Below are 14626 nucleotides of genomic sequence, written 5' to 3'. Positions count from 1 at the left end.
TCCCTTACCAATAACCTTTGTTGTTGGCAAAAGGATTTCTAAATAGGAAACAGCTTTTTGTTGAGACGTTCATGGGTAAAAAGGCGTTGCTGCGTAATTTATAATGGAAAAACTAATTCACAGGCAACTGCCCCGTAAGGAGGTGTTGTGTGTTGAAATTAGTTTTTACACTGGTCCTCTGTCCGATTGTAACAGGTGTTATTGTCGGAATAGTGAATTCACTATTCGATTATTGGTTAACTAATCGTAAAGATGACTAAGCAGTTGCTGGATTAACCCATGCGCCAGTAGTGTCGCCACTGGTGAAAAGTAAAGCCCTACTCCGGCATGAGTAGGGCTTTCATGTTGTGCTCATTAGTTTTTACACGTCGCAACTTAAATATAGCATAGTTCCCCCCATTTTTCAACGATCCATAGGTAAGGTAGCTCAGTTAGCACAAAATTTCAATGCATCCTAGGGTAAAATTGAATGAGCGGTTTGTAGTATAATCAAAGCAATGAATCTATATCTGTGAAAGTATCAGACGAGGTGATAAGTAATGCGGCAAGTGTATTTTATTCGACATTCTATTCGAGATAGTCGGGTGCATTCTGAAAATGCCCCTTTGACAAAAGAGGGAACTAGACTGGCTGAAAAGCTAGTGCCCCTCTTTTCTGAAGTTGCCATTCAGCACATTTATGCAAGTCCCTATGAACGGGCGCAAGCCACAGTTCGACCACTGGCAGACTATTACAATCTGCCAATCAGCGAAAAGTCTGCTTTGCGGGAACGAGCGATTGGCACTTGGCTGGCTGATTTTGATAGCTTCACAGCTGCCCAATGGCAAGACTTTTCTTACAAATTAGCTGGAGGGGAAGCTTTGGCTGAAGTGACTCTGCACATGAGCCAGATTTTTTCAGAAATTCTGGCAACTTCCTCTGGCAATATTATAATTGCTGGCCACGGGACTGCCCTAGCTTGTCTGTTTAACGAAATTACAAGCGGGAAATTTGCTTATCAAGATTTTAAACGGATGCAGATGCCTGATATCTTTGTGGGAGAGTTCTCTGATGAGGGGAAATTGCTTAATTTTTCCCCTAGCTTATTAGCGAATGGCTTATCTAAATAAGAAAAAAGTTTGGTAATCCCGGCTGATCTTAAAGGGAATGTATTCCCAAAATTAATTTGACAGCTCGCCGGGATTTTGTGGAAATTTTCAGGCCTTCTTTTGAATCAAGAATGACGACCTTTTTCCCTAGCCAAATTCTGAGATAGCAGGAAACAAATTTTAATTCACCGACAAAGCCTTTCGTTTCCTCCTCGCTGCCGTCAGCCTGCTCGATTTCTGTCCGGCACCACCAGGTATTACCAAAGCCAATTTCATAATATTTTTTCATCTGGCAACCTCTTCTGATTATAAAAAAGTACTTGTTTGTCCTCTTCATAAACAAGTTTCTTCTATTATAATAGAGAAAATCACAGTTCAGTGCAAAAACCATTGAAATTTTTTTCTCCGCCAACGAATAAAAAATCATTTATACAGAGATGCTTTTTTTGTGACGGCACGAAGTTCAATTAAAAGACTAGTTTGAAAGTGTTCATGCCAGTTGAAAACTTGTTTCTTCTATTATATATATTCATGAGTTACGAAAGAAAATCTAAGGTTTTGAAAATGCTTGGAAATCCTGAGTTTTTCTGAAAAAAATACTTGCTTTGAAGCTTTTTCTATAATATAATGACAAAGGCGCTGTTTACAGGTATGTACTCAGCACTGGCAGGATAGAAATAATTCTGCCGGCTTTGAAACGAGAGGTTGCGACACGCCCGGGCGCTTTGCCACGAACGTGCTTGTCGGAGATTTTCGTGGAGCTATGTCTACTTTTCAAAATAGGCGAAGGAGGGAACAAGATGGCAAAACAAAAAATTCGTATCCGTTTAAAAGCGTATGAACACCGTATTTTAGACCAATCAGCGGATAAAATCGTGGAAACTGCAAAAAGAACTGGAGCTAGCGTGTCTGGTCCAATTCCATTACCAACTGAACGCAGTCTTTACACAGTTATTCGTGCGACTCATAAATACAAAGATTCACGCGAACAATTCGAAATGCGTACTCACAAGCGTCTGATTGACATTGTGAATCCTACACCAAAAACTGTCGATGCTTTAATGAAGCTTGACTTACCATCTGGTGTAAACATTGAAATCAAACTATAAAAATCTAATTAAGATGGAGGTGTACTCATGACCAAAGGAATCTTAGGGAAAAAAGTGGGGATGACCCAAATCTTTACTGAATCTGGTGAACTTATTCCAGTAACTGTAGTGGAAGCTACGCCTAACGTTGTATTACAACTGAAGACAATGGAAAATGACGGCTACGAAGCTGTTCAAGTTGGTTACCAAGATTTACGTGAAGTATTGGCAAACAAACCTGCGAAAGGTCATGTTGCAAAAGCAAACACGGCTCCTAAGCGCTTCATTCGAGAATTCAAAGATGTTGAGCTAGGAGAATATGAAGTAGGAAAAGAAGTTAAGGTAGATATTTTCCAAGCAGGAGATATCGTTGATGTGACAGGTACGTCAAAGGGTAAAGGATTCCAAGGTGCTATTAAACGCCACGGCCAAAGCCGCGGACCAATGGCTCACGGTTCTCGTTACCATCGTCGTCCTGGGTCAATGGGTCCAGTTGCACCTAACCGTGTATTCAAAAATAAAAAGCTTGCTGGTCGGATGGGTGGCCAACGCATTACAATCCAAAACTTGGAAATTGTTCGCGTTGACTTAGACCGTAACGTTATCCTTATTAAAGGAAATGTTCCAGGAGCTAAAAAATCTTTAATCACAATCAAACAAGCTGTGAAAGCTAAATAATTTAAGTAGAGGAAGGAGGAACTAAGGAATGCCGAATGTAGCATTATTCAAACAAGATGGTAGCCAAAATGGCGAAATCACATTAAATGAAGAAATCTTCGGAATCGAACCTAATGAAAGTGTTGTCTACGATGCCATCATCATGCAACGCGCTTCATTAAGACAAGGAACACACGCTGTTAAAAATCGCAGTGCCGTTCGTGGCGGTGGTCGCAAACCATGGCGTCAAAAAGGAACTGGTCGTGCTCGTCAAGGTTCAATCCGTTCACCACAATGGCGTGGAGGTGGCGTAGTCTTCGGACCAACACCACGTTCTTACAGCTACAAACTTCCTAAAAAAGTTCGTCGTTTAGCAATGAAATCTGTATTATCAGAAAAAGTTGCTGCAAATAATTTGGTAGCAGTTGAAGGGTTAGCCTTCGAAGCACCAAAAACTAAAGAATTCAAAGAAGTATTAGCTAAATTAGCTATTGACTCTAAAGTATTGGTAGTTGTTGAAACTGACAATGACTTTGCTGCTTTATCAGCTCGTAACTTACCAAATGTTTCTGTTGTCTTCTCTGACAACATTAGCGTTTTAGATGTAGTCTCTAGCGATAAAATGTTAGCAACGCAAACTGCTCTTACTCAAATTGAGGAGGTGCTTGCATAATGAACTTATTAGACGTAATCAAACGCCCGGTTATCACTGAAAAATCTATGCTTGCCATGGATGAAAAGAAATACACTTTTGAAGTGGATACCCGCGCTAACAAAACTTTAGTGAAACAAGCTGTTGAAGCTGCCTTTGACGGAGTAAAAGTTGCCAACGTGAACATTATCAACGTGCATCCTAAATTCAAACGGATGGGCAAATACGCTGGTTATACTAGAAAACGTCGGAAAGCAGTCATTACTTTAACTGCTGATTCAAAAGAAATCCAAATTTTCGAAGCTGAATAAGCTGATTGACTAATTGACTATATAGGAGGGAATAAGACGTGGCGATTAAAAAGTACAAACCTACGACAAACGGCCGTCGTAACATGACAGGTTCTGATTTTGCTGAAATCACAACTTCAACACCTGAAAAAACATTGTTACAGCCTTTGAAAAACAATGCCGGTCGTAACAACAACGGACGTATTACTGTTCGTCATCAAGGTGGCGGCCACAAGCGCCAATACCGCATGATCGACTTCAAACGTAATAAAGATAACGTTGTCGCACATGTTAAAACAATCGAGTATGATCCAAATCGTTCTGCTAACATCGCGTTAGTTCATTACGAAGATGGAGTAAAAGCATACATCTTAGCACCTAAAGGATTAGAAGTGGGCATGACTGTGGTATCTGGACCAGAAGCCGATATCAAAGTAGGAAACGCACTTCCATTAGAAAATATCCCAGTGGGTACTGTGATTCACAACATTGAAATGAAACCTGGTAAAGGCGGACAATTGATTCGTTCAGCTGGAACAAGTGCTCAAGTACTTGGTAAAGAAGGCAAATACGTATTAATCCGTTTGAACTCTGGTGAAGTTCGCATGATCTTGGCAGCAGCTAGAGCAACAATTGGTTCTGTCGGTAACGAACAACACGAATTAATCAATATCGGTAAAGCGGGTCGCTCTCGTTGGATGCGTAAACGTCCAACTGTACGTGGTAGCGTAATGAACCCTAACGATCACCCACACGGTGGTGGTGAAGGTAAAGCGCCAATCGGACGTAAAGCACCAGTTTCACCTTGGGGCCAACCAGCTCTTGGTTACAAAACCCGTAATAAAAAAGCTGCTTCTGACAAACTTATCGTTCGTCGTCGTAAAGCTAAATAATCTATTTGACCATGTGTTTCAAATTTTGAGAGGAGGTTCACCATGGGTCGTAGTTTGAAAAAAGGACCTTTCGCTGATGAGCATTTAATGAAGAAAGTTGAAGCTCAAGCAGGTGCTGAAAAGAAAAAAGTTATTAGAACTTGGTCTCGTCGTTCAACAATTTTTCCAAGTTTTGTAGGCTACACTATCGCTGTTTATGATGGACGTAAACACGTACCAGTTTACATCCAAGAAGACATGGTAGGACATAAATTAGGTGAATTTGCACCAACTAGAACTTATCGCGGTCACGCGGCTGACGATAAGAAAACTAGACGCTAATTTTGAGGGGAGGAAACAGTCTAATGGCAGAACAAATCACATCAGCAAAAGCAACTGCTAAAACAGTTCGCACTTCACCTCGTAAAGCACGTCTAGTAATTGACCTTATCAGAGGGAAAAGCGTAGCGGATGCAATTTCAATCTTGAAATTCACCCCTAACAAATCAGCGGGAATCATCGAAAAAGTTTTGATGTCCGCAGTTGCTAACGCAGAAAATAACTTCGACTTAGATGTCGAAAACTTAGTGGTATCTGAAGCATTTGTCAACGAAGGCGCAACTATGAAACGGTTCCGTCCACGTGCCAAAGGTTCAGCATCACCAATCAACAAACGTACAAGTCATATTACAGTTGTTGTATCCGAAAAATAAGGAGGGATAATCAGTGGGTCAAAAAGTACATCCAATTGGAATGCGTGTAGGCATCATCCGTGATTGGGATGCAAAATGGTATGCTGAAAAAGAGTATGCTGAGTTCTTACACGAAGATTTAAGAATCCGTAAATTTATCGCTACTAAACTTGCTGATGCCGCTGTGTCAACCGTTGAAATTGAACGTGCTGCAAATCGCGTAAACATTTCAATCCACACAGCTAAGCCAGGAATGGTTATCGGTAAAGGCGGATCTGAAGTCGAAAACCTAAGAAAAGAATTAAACACATTAACAGGTAAAAGAGTTCATATCAACATCATTGAAATCAAAAAACCTGATTTAGATGCAAAATTAGTCGGCGAAGGCATTGCCCGTCAACTTGAAAGCCGGGTAGCGTTCCGTCGTGCTCAAAAACAAGCGATTCAAAGAACTATGCGTTCTGGTGCTAAAGGGATCAAAACTCAAGTTTCTGGTCGTTTGAATGGTGCAGATATCGCTCGTAGCGAAGGCTATTCAGAAGGAACAGTTCCATTGCACACTCTTCGTGCCGATATCGATTATGCTTGGGAAGAAGCAGACACAACATACGGAAAACTAGGAGTTAAAGTGTGGATCTACCGTGGCGAAATCTTGCCAGTTAAAAAGAACACTGAGAAAGGAGGGAATTAATCATGTTAGTACCTAAACGTGTAAAACACCGTCGTGAATTCCGCGGAAAAATGCGTGGGGAAGCTAAAGGTGGTAAAGAAGTAGCATTTGGTGAATTCGGCTTACAAGCTGTAGAATCTCACTGGATCACTAACCGCCAAATTGAAGCAGCCCGTATTGCAATGACTCGTTACATGAAACGTGGTGGGAAAGTATGGATTAAAATTTTCCCTCACAAATCTTATACTGCCAAAGCTATTGGGGTACGTATGGGTTCTGGTAAAGGGGCACCTGAAGGTTGGGTATCACCAGTTAAACGTGGTAAAATCATGTTTGAAATCGCTGGCGTACCTGAAGATGTTGCTCGCGAAGCATTACGTCTTGCTTCTCACAAATTACCAGTTAAAACTAAGATCGTAAAACGTGAGGAAATGGGTGGTGAATCGAATGAAGGTTAAAGAAATCAGAGAGTTAACCACTGCCGAAATGCTTGATCAAGAAAAACAATTAAAAGAAGAATTGTTCAATCTAAGATTCCAACTAGCAACAGGTCAATTAGAAAACACTGCACGTATTCAAGAAGTACGTAAATCGATTGCACGCATCAAAACTGTTTTGCGTGAACAAGCTAACTAATTCGGAAGGAGGCCATTACTCGTATGACTGAAAGAAATCAACGCAAAGTTTACCAAGGACGCGTGGTATCTGATAAGATGGACAAAACTATTACAGTTGCTGTCGAAACTAAGAAGAATCACCCAATCTACGGCAAACGCATGAATTACTCTAAAAAATACAAAGTACATGATGAAAACAACACTGCAAAAGTTGGCGACATCGTGCGTATTATGGAAACTCGTCCATTGTCAGCTACCAAACGCTTCCGTTTGTTAGAAGTTGTCGAAGAAGCAGTTATTATCTAATAACCACGAATTTCCTATATTAAGTTTTTCAAAAACTTATTTCCTTGAATGAGAAAGGAGGATTCAACCGTGATCCAACAAGAAAGCCGTTTAAAGGTTGCTGATAATTCAGGCGCTCGTGAAATTCTAACTATTAAAGTGTTAGGCGGTTCAGGACGCAAAACTGCAAATATCGGTGACGTGATTGTTGCTACAGTTAAACAAGCAACGCCAGGTGGTGTTGTCAAAAAAGGTGAAGTCGTTAAAGCCGTAATCGTTCGGACTAAATCAGGCACTCGTCGTGCTGATGGTTCTTATATTAAATTTGACGAAAATGCTGCAGTTATCATCCGTGATGATAAAAGCCCTCGTGGAACTCGTATCTTCGGACCAGTTGCTCGTGAATTGCGGGAAAACAACTTCATGAAGATCGTTTCCCTTGCACCAGAAGTATTATAATCTGAAGTTTAACCATAAGGAGGTGCGAATCTAACATGTTTGTTAAAAAAGGCGATAAGGTTAAAATTATCACTGGTAAAGACAAAAATAAGGAAGGCGTCGTTTTAGAAGCTTTTCCTAAAAAAGATAAAGTCATCGTTGAAGGCGTCAATGTTGTTAAAAAACATCAAAAACCTTCTCAAGCTGTTGCAGGTGGGATCATTGAAACGGAAGCACCGATTCATGTTTCTAATGTAATGATCTTAGACGCTAATGGCGTTGCTGGCCGTGTTGGCTACCAAGACGTTGATGGCAAAAAAGTCCGTGTTTCTAAAAAAACCGGTGAAGTATTAGATAAATAATCATAGGAAAGGAGGGCTCTAAGGAATGAACCGCCTTAAAGAAAAGTATCTTAAAGAAGTAACACCATCTTTGATGGAAAAATTTAGCTACAGCTCAGTTATGCAAACACCTAAAGTTGAAAAGATCGTCATCAACATGGGGGTTGGTGATGCGGTATCAAACGCTAAAAATCTTGATAAAGCAGTGGAAGAATTAACTTTAATTTCTGGTCAAAAACCTTTGATCACGAAAGCGAAGAAATCAATCGCTGGCTTCCGTTTACGTGAAGGAATGCCAATCGGTGCCAAAGTTACCCTACGTGGCGAAAGAATGTACGAATTCCTAGATAAATTGGTTTCCGTAGCATTACCACGGGTTCGTGACTTCCACGGTATCAGTAATAAAGCCTTTGACGGCCGGGGAAATTATACTTTAGGTATTAAAGAACAATTAATCTTCCCAGAAGTTGATTATGATTTAGTAGATAAAGTACGCGGTATGGACATCGTTATTGTAACGACAGCTAACACAGATGAAGAATCTCGTGAGTTGTTAACACAATTAGGCATGCCATTCCAAAAATAATTATAGGAGGCGAACTACATGGCTAAAAAATCAATGATTGCAAAAAACAAACGCCCTGCAAAATTTTCAACTCAAGCATACACTCGTTGCGAACGTTGCGGACGTCCACATTCTGTTTATCGTAAATTCCACCTATGTCGTATTTGCTTCCGCGAACTTGCCTATAAAGGACAAATTCCCGGCGTGAAGAAAGCTAGCTGGTAAAAACAACTTACAACTCGCAAGAAGGAGGTAAATCACTCAATGGTCATGACAGATCCAATTGCAGATTTCTTAACTCGCATTCGTAATGCCAACATGGTAAAACACGAATCATTAGAAGTACCTGCATCAAAAATTAAACATGATATCGCTGAAATCTTGAAAAACGAAGGTTTCATCCGCGATGTGGAATATATTGAAGATGACAAACAAGGCGTGATCCGCGTATTTCTTAAATATGGTAGAAACGACGAACGGGTTATCACTAACTTGAAACGTATCTCAAAACCAGGTTTGCGTGCTTACGTTAAATCTAACGAAGTACCAAAAGTCTTAAACGGCTTAGGAATCGCAATCCTATCGACTTCTGAAGGTGTTATCACTGATAAAGAAGCTAGAGCCAAAAATATTGGCGGCGAAGTTTTAGCTTACGTATGGTAATTTAATTTTACAAACAAGGAGGTGCCCTAAGTGAGCCGTATTGGTAATAAAGTAGTAGTCTTGCCTGCTGGAGTTGAAGTAACTCAAAAAGGTAATGACGTCACTGTTAAAGGACCTAAAGGTGAATTAACTCGTCCATTTTCTTCTGATATTACAATGAATATCGAAGGCAGCGAAGTTACATTTACTCGTCCAAACGATAGCAAAGAAATGAAAACTATTCACGGTACAAGCCGTGCAAACTTCAATAACATGGTTGTTGGTGTTTCCGAAGGCTTCCAAAAAGCCCTTGAATTAATCGGGGTTGGTTACCGTGCTCAATTGCAAGGAACAAAACTTGTCTTGAACGTTGGTTACTCTCATCCTGTTGAAATCACTCCACCTGCTGGCGTGACAGTTGAAGTACCTGCCAACACACAAGTGATTGTGAAAGGCATTAATAAAGAAGATGTTGGCGAATTAGCTGCAAACATTCGTGGCGTTCGTCCACCAGAACCTTATAAAGGCAAAGGTATTCGTTATGTCGGCGAATATGTTCGTCGTAAAGAAGGTAAAACTGGTAAATAATAGTAGTTTAGTAATAAACTGCGGGAGTCTTCTGAAGCTTGTCAGCTTTCAGAGGCTACCCAAAGCGGCTTAGGCTAGCTTATTTCAAGAGGTGAAAATTGTGATTACAAAACCAGACAAGAATAAAACACGTCAAAAGAGACATCAACGTGTCCGCAACAAAATTTCTGGTACTGCTGAGTGCCCACGCTTGAACGTTTTCCGTTCTAACAAAAACATCTACGCGCAAGTAATTGATGACGTAGCGGGTGTGACGCTAGCAAGTGCCTCAGCCTTAGAAAAAGAAATTTCAGGTGATACTAAAACTGAACAAGCGGCTGCTGTCGGCAAATTAGTTGCTGAACGTGCTGCTGCCAAAGGTGTAAAACAAGTAGTCTTTGACCGTGGTGGATACCTTTACCATGGCCGTGTAGCAGCTTTAGCTGAAGCAGCTCGCGAAAATGGACTAGAATTTTAGGAAGAAGGAGGAATACCATTCATGGTTTATATCGATCCAAAACATTTGGAATTAGAAGACCGCGTAGTTGCGATTAACCGCGTAACTAAAGTTGTTAAAGGTGGACGTCGTTTACGTTTTGCTGCTTTAGTTGTTGTCGGAGATAAAAACGGACATGTTGGCTTTGGTACTGGTAAAGCTCAAGAAGTTCCTGAAGCTATCCGTAAAGCAATTGAAGACGCGAAGAAAAACTTAGTTGAAGTACCTATGGTTGGTTCAACTATCCCTCACGAAGTTATCGGTGTCTTCGGCGGCGGCCGCATTTTAATGAAGCCTGCTGTAGAAGGTTCTGGAGTGGCAGCTGGTGGACCAGTTCGTGCCGTCCTTGAGTTAGCTGGGGTAGCAGATATCACATCTAAATCATTAGGTTCTAACACACCAATCAACGTTGTTCGCGCAACAATTGATGGTTTAAAACAATTAAAACGGGCAGAAGAAGTTGCGCAATTGCGTGGCAAATCTGTTGAGGAATTAATCGGTTAAGGAGGACAAAGTAATGGCTGAATTAAAAATTACATTAAAACGCAGTGTTATCGGACGTCCTCAAAACCAACGTGATACAGTGAAAGCTTTAGGCTTAGGTAAAATCAACAGCACGGTTGTTAAACCAGCTAACGATGCTATCAAAGGCATGGTAAACACTGTTTCACATTTAGTGGACGTTGAAGAAGTCTAAAAAGATTTAGATGATTAAGGAGGTGCCAATTAATGAAACTTCATGAATTACAACCTGCAGAAGGTTCTCGTAAAGTGCGTAACCGTGTTGGTCGCGGAACTTCATCAGGTAATGGTAAAACTGCCGGCCGTGGACAAAAAGGGCAAAAAGCTCGTTCAGGTGGCGGTGTGAGACTTGGTTTTGAAGGGGGACAAACTCCTTTATTCCGTCGTTTGCCAAAACGTGGATTTACTAATGTTAATCGTAAGGAATATGCAGTTATTAACTTAGATGTGTTAAACCGCTTTGAGGATGGTGCTGAAGTTACACCAGTTGCTTTGGTGGAAGCTGGAATCGTGAAAAACGAAAAAGCCGGCATTAAAGTCTTAGCTAATGGTGAATTAACTAAAAAACTTACTGTTAAAGCAGCTAAATTCTCTGAAGCAGCTAAACAAGCAATTGAAGCTGCTGGTGGTTCTATCGAGGTGATCTAATATGATCAAACTCTTGAGAGACGGATTTAAAGTTAAAGATATTCGTAACAAAATATTCTTTACTTTATTTATTCTAATCGTATTTCGAATTGGAGCACATATTACCGTTCCTGGTGTCAACGCTAGTCGTTTACAGGAAATTGCTGATCTGCCCTTCTTGAGTATGTTAAGTTTGACTAGTGGTGGTGCGTTGCAGCAGTATTCAGTCTTCGCAATGGGTGTTTCCCCATACATCACTTCATCAATCGTTATTCAATTATTGCAGATGGACATTGTTCCCAAGTTTGTGGAATGGTCCAAGCAGGGGGAAGTCGGTCGTCGTAAATTAAATCAGATGACCCGCTATCTTACGTTAATTATCGGTTTTGCGCAATCGCTGACCTTGACCATCGGTTTGAACTCGCTAACGTCATTTGGCGTTACCACATCAACCAATTGGGAAACATATGTCACAATCGGGTTAATCCTGACTGCTGGTACAATGTTTGTTACTTGGATGGGGGAACAAATCACTGAAAAAGGTATCGGGAATGGCGTATCGATGATTATATTTGCGGGAATTATCTCACGTTTGCCAGAGAGTATTAAAGAAATTTACAATGAATACTTTGTAAATATCGACCAATCAAAAATCTGGCAAAGCGCAATTTTTATCGCCTTGATTTTAGTTGCCGTGTTAATTATCGTGACCATCGTAACCTATGTACAGCAAGCGGAATATAAAATTCCAATTCAATATACCAAACGGGTTGCTGGAGCACCAACTAGTAGTTATTTACCATTAAAAGTAAATGCTGCCGGCGTTATCCCAGTAATCTTCGCCAGTTCATTTGTGACTTTACCTGGTACGCTTTTACAAGCGTTCGGGAATTCCTTTAGCGATGCTGGCTGGTACGATATCGTTTCACAAATCTTCAATTATCAAACGGTACCTGGGGCCATTCTTTACACAGTATTGATTGTTGCCTTTACATTCTTCTATGCATTTGTCCAAGTCAACCCTGAGAAATTAGCTGAAAACTTGCAAAAACAAGGCAGCTATATCCCAAGTGTACGACCTGGTAAAGGGACTGAAGAATATGTATCTAGTTTGTTAATGCGTTTAAGTACGGTCGGCTCAGTCTTCTTAGGCTTAGTGGCCTTGTTACCAATCATTGCTTCGATGTTGTGGGATCTTCCTTCATCCATCGGACTTGGGGGAACAAGTTTACTAATCATTATCGGAGTTGCGTTAGATAGTGCTAAACAATTAGAAGGGTTATTGTTGAAACGCAAGTACGTCGGCTTTATCAACTAATCAGTTACCGAGAATTTCTCGCTGCCTAAACACATGATGGGAGAATCTTCTCCCAGAGGGTGTTGCGGAGGTTAGTTGAAGGCCAAGACATTCACTGCAGAGACTTTGCTGATTGTTTAAACAATCAGTCAAAGGAATGAAGGAGGAGCACTGATGAATCTCATTTTAATGGGACTGCCTGGAGCTGGTAAAGGAACTCAGGCTGAAAGAATTATTGATGCTTATGGGATTCCGCAAATCTCGACTGGCGATATGTTCCGAGCTGCAATCAAAAATGAAACAACTCTTGGATTACAGGCAAAAGCGTTTATGGACAAAGGCGATTTGGTTCCTGATGAAGTAACCAACGGCATTGTTAAAGAACGTTTAGCTGAAGATGATACCAAAAATGGTTTCCTTTTAGATGGCTTTCCCCGGACTATCGACCAAGCAAAAGCATTAGATCAAATGCTAAAAGACTTAAACAAAAAAATCGACGGCGTCATTGAAATTCATGTCGCAGAAGATATTTTAGTTGAACGTTTGGCAGGTCGCTATATCTGTCGTAATTGTGGGGCGACTTATCATAAGATTTTTAACCCGACAAAAGTCGAAGATACCTGCGATCGTTGCGGTGGGCATGAGTTTTTCCAACGGGAAGACGACAAACCTGAAACTGTTAAAAACCGCTTAGCTGTTAATATTGAAAGTAGCGCACCAATCTTGGCTTACTATCAAAAGCTAGGCTTATTACAAACAATTGATGGGAATCGTCCAATTGATGACGTATTTGCAGATGTCAAACATATCATTGACAAATAGCCAGCTAGCCCGCAACCGACTTGCGTTTGGTTTCTCTTGTCAAATGTAGCGGTCTATGATAGAATATGTCAGTCCGACTTCTAGTCAAATAGAAGTAGTCAAGTTGAAAATGTAGGTGGGAGCAGCTGTTTCCGCCGTTTTATCGTGTAAATCACGAAACAAGTACAAGGAGGTACTATGCGTGGCAAAAGATGATATGATTGAAATCGAAGGTACAGTCGTCGAAACTTTGCCGAATGCAATGTTTAAAGTGGAATTGGAAAATGGACACGAAGTACTCGCTCACGTATCAGGCAAAATTCGGATGCACTACATTCGTATTTTACCCGGTGACAAGGTGACAGTTGAATTGTCTCCTTATGATCTGAGTCGTGGCCGGATTACCTACCGCTTCAAATAATTGTACTCCGTAAAACCACAGGAGGTATTATCATGAAAGTAAGACCATCAGTAAAACCGATGTGTGAACATTGTAAAGTAATTCGTCGTAATGGACGGGTTATGGTGATTTGCTCAGCAAATCCAAAACACAAACAACGTCAAGGATAATGGAGGTGTCATAAAGTATGGCTCGTATTGCAGGAGTAGATATTCCTCGTGATAAACGCGTAGTAATTTCCCTTACTTATATTTTTGGGATTGGTAACACTACTGCGAAAAAAGTATTGGCTAATGCTGGTGTTTCTGAAGACGTTCGCGTTAGAGATTTAACTAACGAACAAACAGATGCTATCCGTGCAGAAGTTGATAAATTAAAAGTTGAAGGTGATCTTCGTCGTGAAGTGAACTTAAACATCAAACGATTGATGGAAATCGGTTCTTACCGTGGGATTCGTCACCGTCGTGGATTACCAACTCGTGGACAAAACACGAAAAATAATGCACGTACTCGTAAAGGCCCAGCTCGTACAGTAGCAGGTAAGAAAAAATAATTCTTAAGTAAAGGAGGCCAACACTTCATGGCAGCAAAGAAAGTAAATCGTAAACGTCGTGTCAAAAAGAATATTGAAGCTGGGATTGCACATATCCACTCAACATTCAACAATACTATTATTATGATCACTGATGTTCACGGTAACGCAATCGCTTGGTCATCAGCTGGCTCATTAGGCTTCAAAGGAAGCAAGAAATCAACTCCTTTTGCAGCTCAAATGGCAGCCGAAACTGCTACCAAAGCAGCGATGGAACACGGCTTAAAAACCGTTGAAGTAACAGTTAAAGGACCTGGTTCAGGACGTGAAGCAGCTATTCGTTCACTACAAGCAACTGGACTAGAAGTAACAGCAATTCGTGACGTTACACCAGTTCCTCATAATGGTGCCCGCCCTCCAAAACGCCGTCGTGTTTAATAGGTGCAGCTCATTTTGAGTGCTTGCAATAACATCATTGAACTAATGA

Annotated in this window: 29 protein-coding genes; 28 read left to right on the top strand and 1 reads right to left on the bottom strand. The window is 40.8% G+C overall.

The features are described from left to right. The first annotated feature begins 539 nt into the window (after window positions 1–539). Complete coding sequence (locus ORH16_RS02495) at window positions 540–1109, top strand: histidine phosphatase family protein (protein WP_265455928.1); 570 nt, start codon at window positions 540–542, stop codon at window positions 1107–1109. 28 nt (window positions 1110–1137) lie between these two features. Here ORH16_RS02495 and ORH16_RS02490 read toward each other — a convergent pair whose 3' ends face one another. Then, window positions 1138–1377 carry a DUF3977 family protein gene (locus tag ORH16_RS02490; RefSeq protein ID WP_265455926.1) on the bottom strand — a complete coding sequence of 80 codons (240 nt, stop codon included), beginning with the start codon at window positions 1375–1377 and terminating at the stop codon, window positions 1138–1140. Between the two features lie 511 nt (window positions 1378–1888). On the opposite strand from ORH16_RS02490, the gene rpsJ reads away from it, so the two are divergent. The 27 genes from rpsJ (at window position 1889) to rpsK (ending at window position 14577) form a co-directional block, all read left to right on the top strand. After that, a complete protein-coding gene (gene rpsJ, locus ORH16_RS02485) occupies window positions 1889–2197 on the top strand; it encodes a 30S ribosomal protein S10 (RefSeq protein ID WP_005880808.1) in 309 nt (102 codons plus the stop codon). A 27-nt stretch (window positions 2198–2224) separates the two neighbouring features. Next, window positions 2225–2854 carry a 50S ribosomal protein L3 gene (gene rplC / locus ORH16_RS02480; protein ID WP_265455923.1) on the top strand — a complete coding sequence of 210 codons (630 nt, stop codon included), beginning with the start codon at window positions 2225–2227 and terminating at the stop codon, window positions 2852–2854. 28 nt (window positions 2855–2882) lie between these two features. Next, window positions 2883–3506 carry a 50S ribosomal protein L4 gene (gene rplD, locus ORH16_RS02475; protein ID WP_265455921.1) on the top strand — a complete coding sequence of 208 codons (624 nt, stop codon included), beginning with the start codon at window positions 2883–2885 and terminating at the stop codon, window positions 3504–3506. Then, the gene (locus tag ORH16_RS02470) at window positions 3506–3796 is read left to right on the top strand and encodes a 50S ribosomal protein L23 (protein WP_265455920.1); all 291 of its coding nucleotides are present in this window, start codon (window positions 3506–3508) and stop codon (window positions 3794–3796) included. Before rplD ends, ORH16_RS02470 begins: the two co-directional genes overlap by 1 nt. Before the next feature lie 38 nt (window positions 3797–3834). Further along, the gene (gene rplB / locus ORH16_RS02465) at window positions 3835–4668 is read left to right on the top strand and encodes a 50S ribosomal protein L2 (RefSeq protein WP_265455919.1); all 834 of its coding nucleotides are present in this window, start codon (window positions 3835–3837) and stop codon (window positions 4666–4668) included. A gap of 42 nt (window positions 4669–4710) precedes the next feature. Continuing rightward, the gene (rpsS, locus tag ORH16_RS02460; protein WP_265455917.1) at window positions 4711–4989 is read left to right on the top strand and encodes a 30S ribosomal protein S19; all 279 of its coding nucleotides are present in this window, start codon (window positions 4711–4713) and stop codon (window positions 4987–4989) included. 23 nt (window positions 4990–5012) lie between these two features. After that, on the top strand, window positions 5013–5360 hold the full coding sequence (rplV, locus tag ORH16_RS02455) for a 50S ribosomal protein L22 (protein WP_265455916.1): 348 nt from the start codon (window positions 5013–5015) through the stop codon (window positions 5358–5360). A gap of 13 nt (window positions 5361–5373) precedes the next feature. Continuing rightward, window positions 5374–6030: a 30S ribosomal protein S3 gene (gene rpsC / locus ORH16_RS02450; protein WP_265455914.1), complete on the top strand. Its 657-nt coding sequence runs from the start codon at window positions 5374–5376 to the stop codon at window positions 6028–6030. 2 nt (window positions 6031–6032) lie between these two features. Further along, window positions 6033–6467: a 50S ribosomal protein L16 gene (rplP, locus tag ORH16_RS02445; protein ID WP_265455912.1), complete on the top strand. Its 435-nt coding sequence runs from the start codon at window positions 6033–6035 to the stop codon at window positions 6465–6467. Further along, the gene (gene rpmC / locus ORH16_RS02440) at window positions 6457–6645 is read left to right on the top strand and encodes a 50S ribosomal protein L29 (RefSeq protein ID WP_265455911.1); all 189 of its coding nucleotides are present in this window, start codon (window positions 6457–6459) and stop codon (window positions 6643–6645) included. Before rplP ends, rpmC begins: the two co-directional genes overlap by 11 nt. A gap of 23 nt (window positions 6646–6668) precedes the next feature. Then, the gene (gene rpsQ / locus ORH16_RS02435; RefSeq protein WP_265455910.1) at window positions 6669–6932 is read left to right on the top strand and encodes a 30S ribosomal protein S17; all 264 of its coding nucleotides are present in this window, start codon (window positions 6669–6671) and stop codon (window positions 6930–6932) included. Window positions 6933–7001: 69 nt separating this feature from the next. After that, entirely contained in the window at window positions 7002–7370 is a 369-nt protein-coding gene (rplN, locus tag ORH16_RS02430) for a 50S ribosomal protein L14 (RefSeq protein ID WP_265455908.1), read from the top strand. A gap of 35 nt (window positions 7371–7405) precedes the next feature. Then, window positions 7406–7711, top strand: coding sequence for a 50S ribosomal protein L24 (rplX, locus tag ORH16_RS02425; protein ID WP_265455906.1), 306 nt, complete (start codon window positions 7406–7408; stop codon window positions 7709–7711). A 25-nt stretch (window positions 7712–7736) separates the two neighbouring features. Continuing rightward, complete coding sequence (gene rplE / locus ORH16_RS02420) at window positions 7737–8276, top strand: 50S ribosomal protein L5 (protein WP_265455905.1); 540 nt, start codon at window positions 7737–7739, stop codon at window positions 8274–8276. 18 nt (window positions 8277–8294) lie between these two features. Next, window positions 8295–8480, top strand: coding sequence for a type Z 30S ribosomal protein S14 (locus tag ORH16_RS02415; RefSeq protein WP_002288673.1), 186 nt, complete (start codon window positions 8295–8297; stop codon window positions 8478–8480). 39 nt (window positions 8481–8519) lie between these two features. After that, window positions 8520–8918 carry a 30S ribosomal protein S8 gene (rpsH, locus tag ORH16_RS02410; protein WP_265455903.1) on the top strand — a complete coding sequence of 133 codons (399 nt, stop codon included), beginning with the start codon at window positions 8520–8522 and terminating at the stop codon, window positions 8916–8918. Between the two features lie 30 nt (window positions 8919–8948). Next, window positions 8949–9485, top strand: coding sequence for a 50S ribosomal protein L6 (gene rplF / locus ORH16_RS02405; RefSeq protein ID WP_265455901.1), 537 nt, complete (start codon window positions 8949–8951; stop codon window positions 9483–9485). 100 nt (window positions 9486–9585) lie between these two features. Beyond that, window positions 9586–9942, top strand: a complete 357-nt coding sequence (rplR, locus tag ORH16_RS02400; RefSeq protein WP_265455899.1) for a 50S ribosomal protein L18 — start codon at window positions 9586–9588, stop codon at window positions 9940–9942. A 21-nt stretch (window positions 9943–9963) separates the two neighbouring features. Continuing rightward, a complete protein-coding gene (rpsE, locus tag ORH16_RS02395) occupies window positions 9964–10464 on the top strand; it encodes a 30S ribosomal protein S5 (protein WP_265455898.1) in 501 nt (166 codons plus the stop codon). Between the two features lie 13 nt (window positions 10465–10477). After that, complete coding sequence (gene rpmD, locus ORH16_RS02390; RefSeq protein ID WP_265455896.1) at window positions 10478–10657, top strand: 50S ribosomal protein L30; 180 nt, start codon at window positions 10478–10480, stop codon at window positions 10655–10657. Window positions 10658–10689: 32 nt separating this feature from the next. Continuing rightward, window positions 10690–11130 carry a 50S ribosomal protein L15 gene (rplO, locus tag ORH16_RS02385; protein ID WP_265455895.1) on the top strand — a complete coding sequence of 147 codons (441 nt, stop codon included), beginning with the start codon at window positions 10690–10692 and terminating at the stop codon, window positions 11128–11130. A 1-nt stretch (window position 11131) separates the two neighbouring features. Then, window positions 11132–12427: a preprotein translocase subunit SecY gene (secY, locus tag ORH16_RS02380; protein ID WP_265455893.1), complete on the top strand. Its 1296-nt coding sequence runs from the start codon at window positions 11132–11134 to the stop codon at window positions 12425–12427. 153 nt (window positions 12428–12580) lie between these two features. Continuing rightward, window positions 12581–13228: an adenylate kinase gene (locus ORH16_RS02375; RefSeq protein WP_265455891.1), complete on the top strand. Its 648-nt coding sequence runs from the start codon at window positions 12581–12583 to the stop codon at window positions 13226–13228. 181 nt (window positions 13229–13409) lie between these two features. Further along, window positions 13410–13628 carry a translation initiation factor IF-1 gene (gene infA / locus ORH16_RS02370; RefSeq protein ID WP_010756460.1) on the top strand — a complete coding sequence of 73 codons (219 nt, stop codon included), beginning with the start codon at window positions 13410–13412 and terminating at the stop codon, window positions 13626–13628. 32 nt (window positions 13629–13660) lie between these two features. Further along, window positions 13661–13777, top strand: a complete 117-nt coding sequence (rpmJ, locus tag ORH16_RS02365) for a 50S ribosomal protein L36 (protein WP_013773089.1) — start codon at window positions 13661–13663, stop codon at window positions 13775–13777. A gap of 17 nt (window positions 13778–13794) precedes the next feature. Next, the gene (rpsM, locus tag ORH16_RS02360; RefSeq protein WP_265455884.1) at window positions 13795–14160 is read left to right on the top strand and encodes a 30S ribosomal protein S13; all 366 of its coding nucleotides are present in this window, start codon (window positions 13795–13797) and stop codon (window positions 14158–14160) included. A gap of 27 nt (window positions 14161–14187) precedes the next feature. After that, window positions 14188–14577: a 30S ribosomal protein S11 gene (rpsK, locus tag ORH16_RS02355; protein WP_265455882.1), complete on the top strand. Its 390-nt coding sequence runs from the start codon at window positions 14188–14190 to the stop codon at window positions 14575–14577. The last annotated feature ends 49 nt before the right edge of the window (window positions 14578–14626 follow it).

The organism is Enterococcus sp. HY326, from assembly GCF_026157065.1.
Classification (GTDB): domain Bacteria; phylum Bacillota; class Bacilli; order Lactobacillales; family Enterococcaceae; genus HY326.
Note: the sequence above shows the minus strand (reverse complement) of the source record. Positions and strands in the feature narration are given on the sequence as shown.